18 protein-coding genes are annotated in these 16,298 nt (G+C 67.1%); 4 read left to right on the forward strand and 14 right to left on the reverse strand.

The features are described 5' to 3' along the window. Positions 1-107: 107 nt before the first annotated feature. The 10 genes from ACFQRC_RS08500 to gltX all read right to left on the reverse strand — a co-directional run bounded on the left by ACFQRC_RS08500 (position 108) and on the right by gltX (position 9,801). On the reverse strand, positions 108-1,958 hold the full coding sequence (locus tag ACFQRC_RS08500; RefSeq protein ID WP_379960026.1) for an FTR1 family protein: 1,851 nt from the start codon (positions 1,956-1,958) through the stop codon (positions 108-110). 182 nt (positions 1,959-2,140) lie between these two features. Beyond that, positions 2,141-2,812, reverse strand: a complete 672-nt coding sequence (locus ACFQRC_RS08505) for a COQ9 family protein (protein WP_379960029.1) — start codon at positions 2,810-2,812, stop codon at positions 2,141-2,143. A 45-nt stretch (positions 2,813-2,857) separates the two neighbouring features. Next, positions 2,858-3,748: a DMT family transporter gene (locus ACFQRC_RS08510; protein WP_379960031.1), complete on the reverse strand. Its 891-nt coding sequence runs from the start codon at positions 3,746-3,748 to the stop codon at positions 2,858-2,860. Between the two features lie 79 nt (positions 3,749-3,827). Beyond that, positions 3,828-4,247, reverse strand: a complete 420-nt coding sequence (gene ribH / locus ACFQRC_RS08515) for a 6,7-dimethyl-8-ribityllumazine synthase (RefSeq protein WP_379960033.1) — start codon at positions 4,245-4,247, stop codon at positions 3,828-3,830. Positions 4,248-4,249: 2 nt separating this feature from the next. Continuing rightward, complete coding sequence (ribB, locus tag ACFQRC_RS08520; protein ID WP_379960035.1) at positions 4,250-5,539, reverse strand: 3,4-dihydroxy-2-butanone-4-phosphate synthase; 1,290 nt, start codon at positions 5,537-5,539, stop codon at positions 4,250-4,252. A 43-nt stretch (positions 5,540-5,582) separates the two neighbouring features. Continuing rightward, entirely contained in the window at positions 5,583-6,194 is a 612-nt protein-coding gene (locus tag ACFQRC_RS08525; protein WP_379960037.1) for a riboflavin synthase, read from the reverse strand. A gap of 158 nt (positions 6,195-6,352) precedes the next feature. Further along, positions 6,353-7,342, reverse strand: coding sequence for a bifunctional diaminohydroxyphosphoribosylaminopyrimidine deaminase/5-amino-6-(5-phosphoribosylamino)uracil reductase RibD (gene ribD / locus ACFQRC_RS08530; RefSeq protein ID WP_379960039.1), 990 nt, complete (start codon positions 7,340-7,342; stop codon positions 6,353-6,355). Continuing rightward, positions 7,320-7,637 (reverse strand): hypothetical protein, encoded by a 318-nt coding sequence (locus tag ACFQRC_RS08535; RefSeq protein ID WP_379960041.1) that lies wholly within the window; start codon positions 7,635-7,637, stop codon positions 7,320-7,322. Before ACFQRC_RS08535 ends, ribD begins: the two co-directional genes overlap by 23 nt. Positions 7,638-7,686: 49 nt before the next feature. Then, the gene (locus tag ACFQRC_RS08540) at positions 7,687-8,331 is read right to left on the reverse strand and encodes an energy transducer TonB (RefSeq protein WP_379960043.1); all 645 of its coding nucleotides are present in this window, start codon (positions 8,329-8,331) and stop codon (positions 7,687-7,689) included. Positions 8,332-8,466: 135 nt separating this feature from the next. Beyond that, positions 8,467-9,801, reverse strand: a complete 1,335-nt coding sequence (gene gltX, locus ACFQRC_RS08545) for a glutamate--tRNA ligase (protein WP_379960045.1) — start codon at positions 9,799-9,801, stop codon at positions 8,467-8,469. A gap of 106 nt (positions 9,802-9,907) precedes the next feature. Here gltX and ACFQRC_RS08550 point away from each other — a divergent pair, with 106 nt between their 5' ends. Continuing rightward, positions 9,908-10,846: a ribose-phosphate pyrophosphokinase gene (locus ACFQRC_RS08550; RefSeq protein WP_379960047.1), complete on the forward strand. Its 939-nt coding sequence runs from the start codon at positions 9,908-9,910 to the stop codon at positions 10,844-10,846. A gap of 78 nt (positions 10,847-10,924) precedes the next feature. On the opposite strand, the gene ACFQRC_RS08555 is transcribed toward ACFQRC_RS08550, so the two are convergent. Beyond that, positions 10,925-11,356 (reverse strand): VOC family protein, encoded by a 432-nt coding sequence (locus ACFQRC_RS08555; protein WP_379960050.1) that lies wholly within the window; start codon positions 11,354-11,356, stop codon positions 10,925-10,927. Positions 11,357-11,543: 187 nt separating this feature from the next. Here ACFQRC_RS08555 and rpmI point away from each other — a divergent pair, with 187 nt between their 5' ends. Both rpmI and rplT read left to right on the forward strand, forming a co-directional pair. Then, positions 11,544-11,747: a 50S ribosomal protein L35 gene (gene rpmI / locus ACFQRC_RS08560; protein ID WP_379960052.1), complete on the forward strand. Its 204-nt coding sequence runs from the start codon at positions 11,544-11,546 to the stop codon at positions 11,745-11,747. A 13-nt stretch (positions 11,748-11,760) separates the two neighbouring features. Continuing rightward, positions 11,761-12,126: a 50S ribosomal protein L20 gene (rplT, locus tag ACFQRC_RS08565; protein ID WP_379960054.1), complete on the forward strand. Its 366-nt coding sequence runs from the start codon at positions 11,761-11,763 to the stop codon at positions 12,124-12,126. Positions 12,127-12,321: 195 nt separating this feature from the next. Here rplT and ACFQRC_RS08570 read toward each other — a convergent pair whose 3' ends face one another. Both ACFQRC_RS08570 and aceA read right to left on the reverse strand, forming a co-directional pair. After that, positions 12,322-12,522 carry a hypothetical protein gene (locus tag ACFQRC_RS08570; protein WP_379960056.1) on the reverse strand — a complete coding sequence of 67 codons (201 nt, stop codon included), beginning with the start codon at positions 12,520-12,522 and terminating at the stop codon, positions 12,322-12,324. Between the two features lie 11 nt (positions 12,523-12,533). Next, on the reverse strand, positions 12,534-13,820 hold the full coding sequence (gene aceA / locus ACFQRC_RS08575; protein WP_379960059.1) for an isocitrate lyase: 1,287 nt from the start codon (positions 13,818-13,820) through the stop codon (positions 12,534-12,536). A gap of 131 nt (positions 13,821-13,951) precedes the next feature. Between aceA and ACFQRC_RS08580 the strand changes: the two genes are divergently transcribed. After that, positions 13,952-15,358 (forward strand): short-chain fatty acyl-CoA regulator family protein, encoded by a 1,407-nt coding sequence (locus ACFQRC_RS08580; protein ID WP_379960061.1) that lies wholly within the window; start codon positions 13,952-13,954, stop codon positions 15,356-15,358. On the opposite strand, the gene ACFQRC_RS08585 is transcribed toward ACFQRC_RS08580, so the two are convergent. Beyond that, entirely contained in the window at positions 15,340-16,293 is a 954-nt protein-coding gene (locus ACFQRC_RS08585) for a DUF5996 family protein (protein ID WP_379960063.1), read from the reverse strand. The genes ACFQRC_RS08580 and ACFQRC_RS08585 overlap by 19 nt on opposite strands. Between the last annotated feature and the right edge of the window lie 5 nt (positions 16,294-16,298).

Raw genomic sequence — 16,298 nt, forward strand, 5'->3', positions numbered from 1 at the left:
CTGTGGACGCGCCCCGCTATTACGCGCGACGCGGTAGGTTGCAAGGGCGCGGCGTCGCGATATCGCCCGCGCCCTGCGGGAAAGCCCGCGTCGTCACCCGGGCCGTTTCACTCGGCGGCGGCGGTCGCCACGTCCCGGCGCGGGCGGCGGCTCGCCCGGAAGCCCAGGATGACGATAGCAAGCGTCAACAGCTGGGCGCCAACGGCCTCGGCGGTCGGAACGACGCCGAGGATCGGGATGCGCGGCACCGAATATAGCAAGGTCACCGGGATCATTCCGGCCTCCTGCAACGCGCCCACGCCCTTGCCGGCGAGGACCACGGCGAGGATCGCGATCAGGATCGAGCTATAGGCGAAGAATTGCGTGATCGGCAGCTTCCGGCTGTAGCGCAGCATGATCCAGGCGATGATCGTGAGCAAGATTGTGGCCGTGAGGGCCCCGGCGAGGATCGTCCCGCCATTCCCCTGCGTCCACAAAGCGGCGAAGAAAAGGATGGTCTCGAAGACTTCCCGATAGACAACCACGAAGGCCAGCCCGAACAGGAACCAGGCCGAGCCGCGCGACAGCGCCTTGTTCATCTTGGCGCTGATGTAGCGCCGCCATTCGTCCGCCTGCGACTTGCCGTGCATCCAGATGCCGACGGAGAGGAGCACGACCGCCGCCAGCAGGGCGCCGAAGCCCTCGGTCATTTCCCGGCTGGCGCCGCTGATGGTGATGAAACTGGTCGCGGCGAACCAGGTGGCGACGCCGGCGAGCAGCGCCACGATCCAGCCGCCATGGACGTAGCGGAGCTGCTCGGCCCGATCCGACTTGCGAAGGAAAGCGATCATCGCGATGACGATCAGCAACGCCTCCAGGCCCTCGCGCAGCAGGATGGTGAAGGCGCCCAGGAAAGTGGAGATGTCCGTGGCCGCCTCCGGCGCGAGCGCCGTCTCGGCCTCGCCCAGCAGGACGTCGATCTCCTGGAGCTTCTGCCGCAGCTCGGCTTCCGGCCTGCCGGCGGCGATGGCCGCCCTATATTCGCTCAGCGCCCGCTCGACGCGGACCATGAGATCGCCGTCGCGAGTCGCGAGCACCGCTTCCACCGGCTCGAAGCCGTCGAGATAGGCGGAAAGCGCAAGTTCGTTGGCGGCGCCGCGATCACCCGCCTGATAAGCGGCGAGGCTGCGGCGGAGCGTGTCGCGGACCATCTCCAGCGAGCCGGGGCTTGCCTCCGCCACGACCGCGCCCGGATTGGCGCGAAGATAGGCCGTCACCGCATAAGCGCGGTCTTCGCCGATCTGCTCTGCGAGCGCGGCCGGGGTGATCGCGGTCAGCGCCGCGAGATCGGGGACGAGGCGGCGGACGCTCTCCTCCGCCTTCCAGATGCGCTCGCCCTCGGCGACGGCGGGGAAGGCGGCGCTGCCGACATGGAAGGCCAGCGCCCAGCGATCCTCGTCCGGAAGCGAGGCGAAGCTCTGCATCGTCGTGCCTTCGAGCCCCTGGGTGATCACCTGGTAGAGGCCGAAAACGCTGCGCTCCTTCGCCCGCTCGCGATCGTTGAAGTCGATGGGCGGCGGGTCGAGCTGGGCGAATTCCGGCGGCGGGCCTTCGCTCTGCGCTCCATGGCAGGACGCGCAATTCTGGGCATAGAGCGCGCCGGCGCGTCCGAGATCGGGCGTGCCGGCCGGGGCCAACGGCACCGGGTGCGCGGCGAGGAGCGCGTCCGCCAGCGCGCGCGCCAGCGCCGCCACTTCCGCGGGGGGTCGCTTCGCCTCGATCGCCCCCTGAAGACCGTCCGCTTTGGCCTCGAGGTTCTCGCGCGCCGGCGTCACCGGGAGCGTACCGATCCTCTCCCTCGCCGAACGGGAGAATTCCAGCATCTCGTCATATTCGAATTGGCTGACGATCTCGCCGTCCGACACGGCGGCGCTATAATCAACGGCGATATAATCCAGCAACCGCCAGGTCGTCGGCACACCGGCCGTTGCATGGGCGATTCCAGCGAAGCCAAAGGCCAGGCTGAGAAGGAGGCCCGCATGGAAAAGCACACGGTTCAGCCCACTGGGGAGGCGGCGACGGAAACTGGAGAGGCAAGCAGTCATGGCGGGACGCTTACCACGCTGCGACTGATTATCAATAGCGCGCAGCGAAGGCGAGGTCAGGCCACCGGGTAGCGGAGGCGGCCGAGGAAGCGGCTTAGGCTGGGAAGACGCTCCCGGCTGCCGCGCCAGCTCGCCTTGAACTTCTCGAAGCGCATGACGTCGTCGATGCGGCGGTCGAGGAAGCCGCGAGTCTCCGACAGGCTCTCGCTATCGTCGTCGAGGAAGACCAGCATCGTCGAGGTGTAGAGGGCGGATAGGATGCCGCGCTTGCTGTAATGGTTGAAATCGGTCGCGGTGTCGCCGGCGATGCGCCACATCCGGTCCGCCGCCCGCCATGCAAGCCGGGCCGCGCGCATCGCGTTCTGCGGCTGCGCAAGGATGGCGAAGGCGCGGCGCAGCGCCTCCTTGTGCGGGTTTATGATCTCGATCCGGTGGATGACGAGGTCGCGGATGCGCTGGCGGATCTTGAGCGTCTCGATCCGCTCCGGCGGATAGGCCGAAGCGGTGGCGCGATCGATGGCATCGAACCAGGCATCGATCATCTCGATCGCACCTCCTGGAAAGCAGAGCCTGGCCCGCTCGGCAGGAACGCCCAATTGAGACGCCGCCATGGCCAGCGCTCCGTCGCTCCAGCCGTCGAACACCGCGTTGGCGGGGATGAGCGGAGCGAGCGCCGCGCGCAATTCGTCGAGGGTCATCTCGCCGGGCGGGATGGGAGCTGGGGTCATGCGGGCGTCTCCGATCATACTCAAGATGTGACCCGGCGGCCCAACTTACAAGCCGCGCGTCACGCGATCGGGCAGCCGGATCAGCACCAGAGCGGCGCAGATGAGCAGGGCGCCCGCCACGTCGCTCGCGCTCAGCCGCTCGTCATAGGCGAACCAGCCGATGAGCGCCGTTACCGCCGGCTGGGTCAGCAGTGCGATGCCGACGACGACGGGGCTCAGATGCCCCATCGCATAGACCAGAAGCCCTTGGCCGATCACCTGGCTGCCGAGCGATAGCAGGATGAGAGGCGTCCAGTCCCGCGGCATCACCGGTTCGCCGAGCAGCAGCGCAAGGACGAGCATCGGCAGGGCACCCGCCGTCGTCGCCAGCGCCAGCACCGGCATCGGCGCGAGCCGGGCGCGGGCTCGGTCGATGACGACGAGATACAGGAAATAGAAGAAACCGGCGAGGATCGCCAGCAGGTCGCCGGTGAAGTTGCGCGGCGACAATTGGTAGCTGCTTCCGAGCATCAAGGCGGTCCCGACGACGGCGAGGCCGAAGGCGGCGACCTGCATCCTGCGCGGCAGGGTGCGGGCGAGGACGAAGCCGTAAAGCGCGAACAGGAAGCTCGACGAATTGCCGAACAGGGTCGCGTTGGCGAGCTTGGTGCGAAGGATCCCTTCGTGCCAGGCAGCGAGATCGGCGGCGAAGAACAGGCCGGAGAGAAGGATGAGCGCGATCATGCCCCATTCCGGTCGGATGCGCCCTTTGGCGCCGCGACTGGCGAACAGGAGCAACAGGGGCATTGCAAGCGCGAGTCGCCAGAAACCCGCCGCCACCGGTCCGACGTCGGCCAGCCGCACCATCCACGGCCCGAGCGCAAGGAACAGGTTCGACACGATCAGCGCCGCGAAGGCGTGGCGTCCGGGAGAGAGGGAGGGTGACGGCTGAAGCATTGGCTCGAAAGGCCGCTAGGAGCCCGGGCGCCGGCGCGTCAAGCGATGCCTTTCGCGCCCGCCATTCGCTTGCCCGGTGCTAGGCGAAACGTTCCTTCAGCGCCATCATCGCCAGCGCCGCTTTGGCGGCCTCTCCGCCCTTATCCTTGTCGTCGGGGCGCGCGCGCGCCAGGGCCTGGGCCTCGTTTTCGACCGTGAGGATACCGTTGCCAATTGCGAGACCGTCCATGGTTAGCGCCATGATGCCGCGCGCGCTCTCGCCGGCGACGATCTCGAAATGCCAGGTCTCGCCCCGGATCACGACGCCCAGGGCGACGAAGCCATCATAGCGGCCGCTCTCGGCGGCGAGCCCGATGGCGGCCGGCACTTCGAGCGCGCCGGGGACGGTGATCGTCTCGTGGGAATGCCCCGCCGCCTCGATCGCGGCGCGGGCGCCTTGCAGGAGCAAGTCGTTCAAATGGTCGTAGAAGCGCGCCTCGACGATCAGCAGTTTCGCCATCGTCAGGCTCCGCTCACGGGGATCGGCCGCTCGCCGACGATGGTCAGGCCGTAGCCGCCCAGCGCCACCGGCGTGTGGTGGGTGTTGGTGAGGAGGATCATGTCCTGCACACCCAGCGCCGAGAGGATCTGCGCGCCGACGCCATAGTCGCGCAGCTGCTCGATGTCGTCGCTCGGCCCCTTCCCGGCGCGGCGATCGAGCGCGACGGAGAGCGCATTGGGCATCGGTCGGTTGATGACGACGATGACCCCCGCCCCCTCCTCGCCGATGATCTTCATCGCGCCTTCGAGCAGGCCGCCGCGCTGTCCCGCTTCGGCGAAGGCATCGGAGAACAGGCTGAGCGCGTGCATCCGCACCAGCGTCGGCTTGTCCGGGTCGATATGGCCCTTGACCAGAGCCACCTGCTCGTTGCCGAGCGCCTTGTTGAGGAAGCTCTTGGCGGTCCAGGTCCCGCCCCAGCGGCTCTCGAACGGCGCTTCCGCGGTCTGTTCGACGAGATGATCCTTCTTGAGGCGGTAGGCGATCAGGTCGCGAATGGTTCCGATCCTGAGGCGATGAAGCTGTGCGAATTCGATCAGGTCGCCCATCCGGGCCATCGTGCCGTCCTCGCGCATGATCTCGCAGATCACGCCCGACGGGTTGAGCCCGGCGAGGCGCGAGACGTCGACGGCGGCCTCGGTATGGCCGGCGCGGACGAGGATTCCCCCTTCCTTCGCCACGAGCGGAAAGACGTGGCCAGGCGTCACGATATGCTCCGGACCCTTGGACGCATCGATCGCGACCGAGATGGTGCGCGCGCGGTCGGCGGCGGAGATGCCGGTGGTGACGCCTTCCCGCGCCTCGATCGACGTGGTGAAGGCGGTCTCGTGGCGGGTGCCGTTGTGCCGGCTCATCAGGCCGAGACCGAGCTGGTCGATCCGCCCCTTCGAGAGCGCGAGGCAGATGAGGCCCCGCCCGTGCCTGGCCATGAAGTTGATCGCGTCCGGCGTCGCCATCTGCGCGGGGATGACGAGATCGCCCTCATTCTCCCGATCGTCGTCGTCGACCAGGATGAACATGCGGCCGTTGCGGGCCTCGTCGATGATCTGCTCGGGCGTCGCCATCACACCGCGGCTGCCGCTGGCGAGGAACTTCTCGAGCTTCAGCAAGGTGTCGGCGGTTGGGTTCCAGTCCTCGTCGCCGAGCTTCCTCAGCGAATTGGGGTGGAGGCCGGAGGCGCGGGCAAGGCCGGAACGGGACATCTCGCCGGACGTCACCAATTCGCTCAGCCTGTCGATCAGGAGTGTGCTCATGCGGCGCTGCTATCACAGTGCAATGTGATATTGCAAGCGACAATCACACTCGGCTGGCACGAAGCTCCATCATGCGGCCGAGATAGCGCGCGAGAATGTCGATCTCGATATTGACCGAATCCCCTGCGCCGAGGGTCTTGAAGGTCGTCGCTTCCGCCGTATGGGGAATGATGTTGACCGTGAAGCGGGCGCCGTCGGAGAGGTTCTCGACGTCGTTGACGGTCAGCGATACGCCGTCGAGCGCCACCGACCCCTTCGCCGCCAGATAGGGTGCGACCGCATCGCCGGCGATGAGCGTGAGCCGGGTGGAGCCGCCGACGGCGAGCATCGCCTCGACCTGCCCGAGCCCGTCGACATGACCGGTGACGATATGGCCGCCGAGCTCGTCGCCGACCTTGAGCGGGCGCTCGAGATTGAGGAGGCGCCCCTCCTTCCACATGCCGGGCGCGGTGCGGTTCCTCGTCTCGGCGGAAACATCGACCGCGAACCATTGCTCGCCTTTGTCGACGACGGTCAGGCAGACGCCCGAGCAGGCGATCGAGGCGCCGAGGCCAACGGTCGAGTGGTCGTAGCCGCAGCCGATCCGCACGCGCAGATCCCCGCGCTCCTCGATGGCCTCGATCCGGCCGATGTCGGTGATGATCCCGGTGAACATAGGCTGCGGTCGCTCCTGATTTCCTCCGCCCATCCCGAGGAGCCGCTGAGCTTGGCGAAGCGGCGTCTCGAAGGACGTATGCCAGCCGATCCTTCGAGACGGGCCTTCGCCGGGCTCAGTCCCTCCTCAGGATGAGGGAGGGATAAGCATGGTAAGAACTATCGCACGCGCTCGTAAACTTCGAGGCGGTCGATGCCAAGCGGGCGCGTATCGGCCAGCGCCCAGCGGCGGTGTGCGTCGGCGAGAGAGGTGAGACCGACATAGCCGAGCGCCGACTTACCCTCGCCGACCAATATAGGGGCACGGTAGATCAACATCCGGTCTACGAGATCGGCGGCGAGGAAGGCCGAAGCCGCGCCGGAGCCGCCCTCGACGAGGAGATCGTTGACGTCGGCGAGCGCGAACACTTCTTCCGGCCCGCCCAGCCGCGTCCAGCCCTCTACCGTCTCGCCCCGCGTCAGGATCGCGCGGCGGGGCGAGCGCTCCTCCAGCCCCGGCAGCCGCACGTCGAGCTTCGGCCGATCCGCCTCATAGGTGCCGCGGCCGACCAGGATCATGTCCGCTTTGGCGCGCTCGCCATGGACGTGCGCGCGCGCGTCCTCGCCGGTGATCCAGCGGCTCTCGCCCGAGGGAAGCGCGATCTTGCCGTCGATCGATAAAGCCAGCTTCAACGTGACGAACGGCCGTCCGATGGCCTGTCGCCACAGGAAGCCGGCGAGAGAAGAAGCAGCGGCATCGGCCCCAATTCCGACATCCGCCGCGATGCCTGCCGCGCGCAGCCGCGCCAGGCCCAGGCCATCGGTCCTCTTGTCGGGGTCGCCCAGCGCCACGACCACCCGCGCCACGCCGGCGTCGATGAGCAGGTCGGCGCAGGCCGGGCCGCGCCCGTTCCTGTGGGCGCAAGGCTCCAGCGTTATGTAAGCGGTCGCACCGCGCGCTTCGTCCTTCGCTTCTGCGAGCGCCATCGCTTCGCCATGCGGACGCCCGCCGGGTTGGGTCCAGCCGCGTCCGACGACCCCGCCATCCTTGACGATGACGCAGCCGACATGAGGGTTGGGCGCGGTTCGGCCCCGGCCGCGCTCGCCAAGCGCGATCGCCGCCCCCATCCAGCGCCGATCGTCCGGGTCAAAGGCCGAGTCGGCGCTCAAGCTTCTGGAACTGGCGCTGGCGCTCGTCGGCGATCTCCTGCTTGCGCGCCTCGCGCTGCTGCTGGGCCTCGACGATCTCGGCGTCGGTGCGGTTCGCGCTCCAGCTCTCGGCGTAGATGACCTGCTCGCCCGGCAGCACGTTGGTGCGCGCGTCGACGATGAAGCCGACCACGATCACCACCGGCATCAGGATCGCGAAGACGGCCGCGATCCACTTGACCCCGCTGCGCTCGCCGGCGAAGGCGCGGAGATCGGACCAGAGGGCGCGGGGCGAGGCGGGGCGGGGCAGCGGCATGTCCTGAAAGATAGGGCCGGCGCCGCCCGAGCGCCAGCCCCTTGCATCGTCAGCCCTTGAGCTGGAACTGGACGACAAGCGTCTTCCAGCTCTCGACCGGCCTGCCGTCCAGGGTCGCCGGCCGGAAGCGCCAGTGGCGCAGCGCATGCCGCTCGGTGGCGCGATAGAAAGCGTCGCTGGTCGCGCGAACCTTCTCGGCCGCCTTCACCCGACCGTCGGCGCCGATCAGCAAGCGAATGGCGACCGAGCCTTCGGCGCCCGCCCTTTGCTCCGATGCCGGATAAGGCGGCTGCGGCTCGCTCCGCGGGTGCATCGCGGCCGCCACTCGCACCGGCTCCGCTTTGGGCGGATCGGCCGGCTTGTCGACAATCACGGGGCCGGGCGGCGGCGTCCACACTATGACCCGCTCCGGCTCGGGAAGGACGGTCTCGGTGGGCCGGGGCGGTACTTCCATAACCGGCTTCACCGAGGTCAGCATCGCCCCCCGCTGCGGTTCCGTCACCTCGGGCGGCACCGGCGGAGGATCGGGCTCGACGGGGATATGCTTGGTCTTGAGCGGCGTGAAGTCTTCCACGAAAGGCACATCCATCTTGGATAGGGCCAAAGCGGTGATCGCCGCGCCATGAAGCGCGATCACGATCAGGAGGCTGGTGGGGCTTTTGCGCTTCTGTGCCAGGAAACCGGCTTCGGACATGATGACTCTCCTTGCCAACGCACCGCTTTTCGCGACTGCTATAGCACGTTACATCATCTCATTATGATATACTATACCCTTTGCCCTGAGCCGGTCCGGGGTCGCGCTATGTCATTGAATCAATGAACGCCGTGGCTAAGCGGCCGAGTCCCGCAATCGCCGGACGCTCTGCTCCTTGCCGATGAGCAACAGCAACGGCGCCATTTCGGGTCCGCTGTCGCGGCCGGTGAGCGCCTGGCGGAGCGGCAGGAAGAGGCCCTTGCCCGAACGGCCGGTGCGCGCCTTGAGCGCCGCCGTCAGCGCCTTCCAGGGCGCATCGTTCCACTCGATCGCCTCGGCGACCTCCGCCGCACTCGCCACGAAGGCGCGGTCGTCCTCCCCCGCGCGATGCTCCACCGGCCCCTCGACAATGTGCCACCAGTCGGCCGCCTCGGCGACGTTGTGCAGATTCGGGCGGATGACGGCCCATGCCTCTTCGTCCATGCCCCGGGGCAGGCGGCCCCTCACCTGCTCATAGTCGAGCTGGTGGACGATGCGGGCGTTGAGGGCGGCGAGCTCCTCCATGTCGAATCGGGCCGGGGCCCGGCCGAACGTCGCAAAGTCGAAGCTCTCGATCAGAGGTTTGGCCGTCGCGAACGGCTCGACCGGCAGGCTCGTGCCGATGCGCGCGAGCTTGGCGACCAGCGCCATCGGCTCGATTCCCGCCTCGCGCATCGCTTCCACCCCGAGCGAACCGAGCCGCTTGGAGAGCTTGCCCTCGGAGCCGACCAGCAATGCCTCATGCGCGAAGGCAGGCGGCGCCGCGCCCAAAGCCTCGAACATCTGGATCTGGAGCGCGGTATTGGTGACGTGATCCTCGCCGCGCACGACATGGCTGATGCCCATATCGATATCGTCGACGGCGCTCGGCAGCATGTAGAGCCAGCTCCCGTCCTCGCGGCGGATAACGGGGTCGGAGAGCAGGGCCGGGTCGAAATGCTGCCCCCCGCGGACGAGGTCGCGCCATTCGATCGGCGCGTTATGGTCCAGCCTGAAGCGCCAGTGCGGGCGTCGGCCTTCGCCGTCATAGCGGGCAACCTCCTCCGTCGTGAGCGCCAGCGCCGCGCGGTCGTAGACGGGCGGCCTGCCGCGGCCGAGCTGGATCTTGCGCTTGAGATCGAGTTCCTGCGCCGTCTCGTAAGCGGGGTAGGCGCGGCCCGACGCGCGAAGCCTTTCCAATGCCGCCTCGTAGCGGTCGAACCGATCCGATTGGCGATGCTCCGCGTCGGGGGCGAGCCCGAGCCAGGCGAGATCGGCGCGAATCGCTTCGGCATTCTCTTCGGTGGAACGTCCGGCATCGGTATCGTCGAGGCGGAGGATAAAGGTGCCGCCGTTGCGGCGCGCCCACAGCCAGTTGTGGAGCGCGGTGCGGATGTTGCCGACATGGAGGCGTCCGGTCGGCGACGGGGCGAAGCGGGTGGTGACGGACATGGGCTGAAGCCTCTAGGCAAGGCGCGCATTCGCGGCAACGCCTCTTGCCATCGGGAAAGTCACGCGTAAGGCAGTTCGGGCAGCCGCTTTTCCGGGAAGTCTTCGCATGAAATTGATGTCGGGCAATTCGAACCTTTCGCTGGTGAAGGACATCGCCCACTATCTCGAACTACCGATCACCGAGGCGAGCGTGCGCCGCTTCGCCGACGAAGAAGTGTTCGTCGAAATCCACGAAAATGTCCGCGGCGAGGACGTGTTCGTCGTCCAGTCGACCTCTTACCCCGCCAACGACAATCTGATGGAGCTGCTGATCTGCATCGACGCGCTGAAGCGCGCCTCGGCCAAGCGAATCACCGCCGTCGTCCCCTATTTCGGCTATGCGAGGCAGGATCGGAAACCCGGGCCGCGCACGCCCATCTCCGCCAAGCTGGTCGCCAACCTCATCACCGTAGCCGGTGCCGACCGCGTCCTCTCGGTCGATCTCCATGCCGGCCAGATCCAGGGCTTCTTCGATATCCCGACCGACAATCTCTACGCCGCGCCGGTCATGTCGGCCGATATCCAGGCGCGTTTCGCCGGGCGGCCGATCACCGTCGTCTCGCCCGACGTTGGCGGCGTGGTCCGCGCCCGTTCGCTCGCCAAGAGGCTCGACAACGCGCCGCTGGCGATCGTCGACAAGCGGCGCGAGAAGCCGGGCGAATCGGAAGTGATGAACATCATCGGCGACGTCACCGGCCGCTTCTGCATCCTGATCGACGACATCGTCGATTCGGCCGGCACCTTGTGCAACGCGGCTGCCGCGCTCAAGCAGGCAGGCGCAGAGGACGTGGTCGCTTATTGCACCCACGGCGTGCTCTCCGGCGCCGCGTTGCCGCGGGTCGAGAAATCGGCGCTGAAGGAACTGGTCATCACCGATTCGATCGGCGCCACCCAGGAAGCCGCGGCCGCGACCGACAAGATCCGCGTCCTCACCATCGCGCCCTTGCTCGCCGAGGCGATCCGCCGCATCGCCGACGAGAGTTCTGTCTCCAGCCTGTTCGACTGATTGAGGTTTCTGGGCGGGCGATCCGGGGGGATCGCGCGCGACGGAACTCTCTCCGTGTCGAGCCTGTTCGACTGAGGCTCAGCCCTCCTGGAACACCTCGAAGGGATCGTAGGTGCCGAAGCTCCACACATTGCCTTCCAGGTCGCGCGCTTCGTAGCTGCGGCCGCCATAATCCTGGTCGGTCGGCGGGTTGATGATGCGGGCGCCCGCCGCCGCCGCGCGGGCGTGATGGGCGTCGGGATCGCCGAGGACGACATAGATGCAGGCGGTGACTTTCCCGCCCGTCTCCGCCGGCGTCGCCATGCCGAGCCTGTCCTCGGACTGGCGCGAGGCGGAGCTCAGCATCACCATATTGCCGTCGAGCGTCAGCTGGGCGTGGTCGACCCGGCTCTTGTCCTCGCTCTCGTAGATGGCGTTGCGCGCGAACCCGAAGGCGTCGCACAGGAATTCGATCGCGGCATGGGCGTCGCGATAGGCGAGGCACGGGATGATCGCCGGCTGGACGGGCATTGCTGAAATCTCCGTTGCTGCGGCAGGGCGATAGCATGTCCGTTCACGGCGGCGAAGCTTGCCTTCCGCCTGGCTCCGCCCTATAGGCACGCGCTTTCCAGCTTTGGAAGAACCGAACCGCCCGGCCAGTAAGGGCTGCCGTGGCTGTTCTTAAACGTCCGCTCCTGTAGCGGTAGAGGAGACGAAAATGCCCAAATTGAAGACCAAGAGCGGTGTGAAGAAGCGCTTCAAGCTCACCGCGACGGGCAAGGTGAAGCACGGCGTCGCCGGCAAGCGTCACCGCCTGATCAGCCACAATGCCAAGTACATCCGCCAGAACCGCGGCACCGAAGTTCTCGCCAAGGCCGATACGGCCCGGGTGAAGCTCTGGGCGCCCTACGGTCTCGCATAAGGAGGATTGAGACATGGCACGTGTCAAACGCGGCGTTACCACCAAGGCGCGCCACAAGAGATTATTGGATCAGGCGAAGGGCTATTATGGCCGTCGCAAGAACACGATCCGCATCGCCCGCCAGGCCGTCGAGAAGGCCGGGCAATACGCCTATCGCGACCGCAAGGTTAAGAAGCGCAGCTTCCGCGCCCTGTGGATCCAGCGCATCAACGCCGCCGTCCGCGTCGAGGGCCTGACCTACGGCCAGTTCATGCACGGCCTGAAGCTCGCCAATATCGACCTCGACCGCAAGGTCCTGGCCGACATCGCGATGCACGAGGGCGACGCCTTCAAGGGCATCGTCGCCCAGGCCCGCGCGGCGCTTCCCGCCCAGGGCTGAGCTTTCTTGCGATCTAAAAATGGAAGGCGCGGAGAGGGCATCATGCTCCCCGCGCCTTTTCCATATCCGCTCATTCTGAGGAGCCGCTGAGCTTGTCGAAGCGGCGTCTCGAAGGACCGTGCTTCGAGACGGGCCCTCGTCAAGCTCGGTCCCTCCTCAGCATGAGCGGGAGGTGATTTCGCCTGCTCCCGATGCTCAGTGCAGAGTCTCGGCCGCGATCGCATAGCGGGTGGTGGCGTTGCCGCTCTTCTCGGGGCAGCAGGTGAGGCGGGTCCATTCGGTGCGGGCCTTGTGCTCGTCGTCGAACGGGCCGGCCATCTTCTCCGTGCCGGGGACGAGATGGCCGAACTCGGCATCCTCATATTCGCCCCCGATCACCCAATAACGTTTGGTCATGACGGGTCTCCTCATTCTGCCGCGACGGCGGTGATGAACTGGTCGGCCTCGGTCGATTCGGCGAGCGCCGTGGTGGATGCCTTGCCGCCCGACACGGTCTGGGCGACCAGGTCGAAATAGCCGGTGCCGACCTCGCGCTGGTGGCGGGTGGCGGTATAGCCGTCGGCCTCGCTGGCGAACTCGGCCTGCTGCAGTTCCGAATAAGCCGCCATGCCGCGATCCCTGTAGCCGCGCGCCAGCTCGAACATGCCGTGGTTGAGCTGGTGGAAGCCGGCCAAAGTGACGAACTGGAACTTGTAGCCCATCGCGCCCAATTCGCGCTGGAACTTCGCGATCGTGGCCTTGTCGAGCTTGGCCTCCCAGTTGAAGCTGGGCGAGCAATTATAGGCCATCATCTTGCCGGGATGCGCTTTCTGCACCGCCTCGGCGAAGCGCTTCGCATCCTCCAGATTGGGGTGGCTCGTCTCCCACCAGAGGAGATCAGCATGCGGCGCGAAGGCGATGCCGCGCTTGATGCAATGATCGACACCGGTGCCTTCCCTGAGGCGGAAGAAGCCCTCCGGCGTGCGCTCTCCGGTCAGGAATTCATGGTCGCGCTCGTCCACGTCTGAGGTGATGAGCTTCGCGCTTTCCGCATCGGTGCGGGCGACGAGCAATGTGGGGACGCCGCACACGTCCGCCGCCAGCCGCGCCGCGTCGAGGTTGCGGACATGCGCCTGGGTCGGGATCAGCACCTTGCCGCCCAAGTGGCCGCACTTCTTCTCGGACGCGAGCTGGTCCTCGAAATGGACGCCCGCCGCGCCCGCCTCGATATAGGCCTTCATGATCTCGAAGCAGTTCAAGGGGCCGCCGAAACCGGCCTCGGCGTCGGCGACGATCGGGACGAACCACTCTCGTTGCGCCCCGCCCTCGCTATGCTCGATCTGGTCGGCGCGCTGCAGGGTGCGGTTGATCTTGCGGCAAAGCTCCGGGCCGGCATTGGCGGGATAAAGCGACTGGTCCGGATACATGGCGCCGGCGGTGTTGGCGTCGGCGGCGACCTGCCAGCCGGAAAGGTAGATGGCCTTCAACCCCGCGCGGACCATCTGCATCGCCTGATTGCCGGAAAGGGCGCCGAGAGCGTTCACATAATCCTCGGATCCCAGCAGCTCCCACAGCCGCTCGGCGCCGCGCCTGGCGAGCGTGTGCTCGACAATGAGCGAGCCGCGCAGGCGCTCGACCTCGGCGGCCGTGTAAGGCCGCTTGATGCCGTCGAAGCGGCCGACGGGAGCGGGGACGAGATCGGCGAAATCGGTCATCACGTTCCATCCAAAAGTGAGACAAAGGTCAGGCTAGGAACACCGAAATGCCGCCGAGTGCAGCAGCGAAAAGGGTCGCGCTGTCACGATGCGTCTTGCGACTCTTGTAAATATTTGACAATGTTCCCGACATGGCCGGGCAGGGCAAACTCTATCTTGGTGGTCGCCTGAAGCGGCTGCGGCGCGAGCTGGGGCTCAATCAGAGCGCCATGGCGGCCGAGCTTGCCATCAGCCCGAGCTACCTCAACCATCTGGAGCGCAATCAGCGTCCGGTGACGGCCGGGGTTCTGCTGAAGCTCGCCCAGGCCTATGACGTCGATCTCAAGGGCTTCACCGCCGAAGGCGAGGGCACCGGCCCCGAAGCGCTGGGCGAGATTTTCGCCGATCCGATGTTCGCCGACATCGGCATCCCGCGCTACGAATTGCTCGAAGTGGCGGACAATGCCCCTTCGGTCGCCGACGCCGTCGCCCGCCTCTATGCCGCGCTCGCCCAGCGCCGGCAGGCACCGTCCGACGGCTCAGACGACGAGCGGGCGCCGGCGTTGTCGCCTGAAAGCTGGGTGCGCGACCACATCCAGGCGCAGCGCAATTATTTCCCCTATCTGGAGGAAGCCGCGGAGACGCTCGCCGGCGCGCTCGGCGGCCCGGCCGAAATCTTCGACAGCCTCCGCCGCCGGCTGCGCGAAGGCTATGGCGTCGACACGCGGATCGTGCCGCCCGAACTGCTCGACGCCGCCAGCCAGCATTATGATTTCCACAGGAAGCGCCTGATGCTGTCGGCGCTGCTTCGCCCGGAAAGCCGCACCTTCGGCCTCGCCTACCAGGTCGCCTTGTTCGAATTCCGGCCGCTGCTCGCCAAGATGCTCGATGGCGCGGCGGCGCCCGACGCGCCGACACGGCGCCTGCTCCACATGAGCCTCGCCAATTACACGGCGGGCGCGATCATGATGCCGTACGAGGCGTTCCTGGCCGCCGCCGAGCGCCACCGCTACGACATCGACCGGCTCTGCGCCGAATTCGGCGCCAGCGTCGAGCAGGTCGCCCACCGCCTCACCACATTGGGCCGGAGCGGCGCGCGCGGCATTCCCTTCTTCATGCTCAGGGTCGATGCGGCCGGAAATATCTCCAAGCGCTTCGCCGGCGAGAGCTTCCCTTTCTCGCGCTTCGGCGGCACCTGCCCCCGCTGGAACCTCCACGCCGCCTTCCGCACGCCCAGCCAGATCGTGACCCAGGTGGTGGAGACGCCCGACGGCCAGCGCTTCTTCACCGTCAGCCGCGCGGTGGAGCGCGCGGTCCGCCTCGACCCGCGCGAGAACAGCCAGCTCGCCATCGGCCTCGGCTGCGACCTCAAATATGCCTCGAAGATCGTCTATTCCGACGGCCTCGACCTCGCCGACCCCTATGTCACCCCGATCGGCCCCGCCTGCGCCATCTGCCCCCGCCTCCGCTGTCCCCAACGCGCCGCCGCCCCGGCCGGCCGCACCCTGGCGGTCAACGAGATGCAGAAGACGATCTCGCCTTATCCGTTCCTGGGGTGAAGCGGCCGCGGCACGCCGGGCCTTCCTCGTTCGCATTCCAGAGCGGCGCGATCCCAATGCGCGAGGTCGGCGGCGGCCGCGTAGGTGCTTTCAAGGAATGCGAGCAGGGTCGCGTCCGGATCGGCGGCGGTGCGAACCGCGTCGTAATCGAGTACGAATTCTCCCAGATCCTTGTCGAACCGCACCGCATCCGGCTGGACCCGGGTTTGGGGGAACCCTTCGGGCGCGGGATAGGCATAGGAATAGAAGATCGGATCGCCGCCGCCCGCGCCGCCGGGCCAGAAGCCCGCGCTGGACACTTCGTGGCTATAGGCCTCGCGGGTGACTTCGTCCGGCAGGTTGGGGATGCCGCCGGGATGGAGCGGCGCCGTCCGCCCCGAGAAGCGGGTGACGGCGTGATCGAAGCTGCCCCAGAAGAAATGGACCGGGCTCGCCTTGCCGAGGAACGAAGAGCGGAACAGGCGCAATAGCCGATCCGCGCTAAGCAGGGCGCGCCATATGCGGTGGGCGCTGTCCGGATCGTAGGGACGGGCCGCCGTGTCTTGCGGGAAGGGCATTGCAGGATCGAGCTCATTGGGCCGGCGGTCGATGGCGACCTCGTGCCCCATCTCCGACAGCATCGCCATCGCCGCCTCGTAGAAATGTGCCACCGACATCGGCTCCAGCGGCAGATCGCGGCGCGCGCCGCTCGAATCCTCGACGATGAAACGGTGATCGATGAGATCAAAGGCAAGTTCAAACGCGCCGGATGCCATGTGGATGGGTTCGCTCCTGAAGCCGCGCGCCGAGAGATGCTGGGTCAAATGCCAGCCGTGGTTGCGCCAGGGTACGACCGCCGTCGCGACCTTGCCGGCGACCTGCGAGAAGAGGTGCAGGGCGGCGATCGTCGGCCCGTCGGCCTGGGCGCTGATTTCGGGCCAATGCCTTTGGTGCATGCCAA

The sequence above is a fragment of the Enterovirga sp. GCM10030262 genome (assembly GCF_042666435.1).
Taxonomy (GTDB): domain Bacteria; phylum Pseudomonadota; class Alphaproteobacteria; order Sphingomonadales; family Sphingomonadaceae; genus Allosphingosinicella.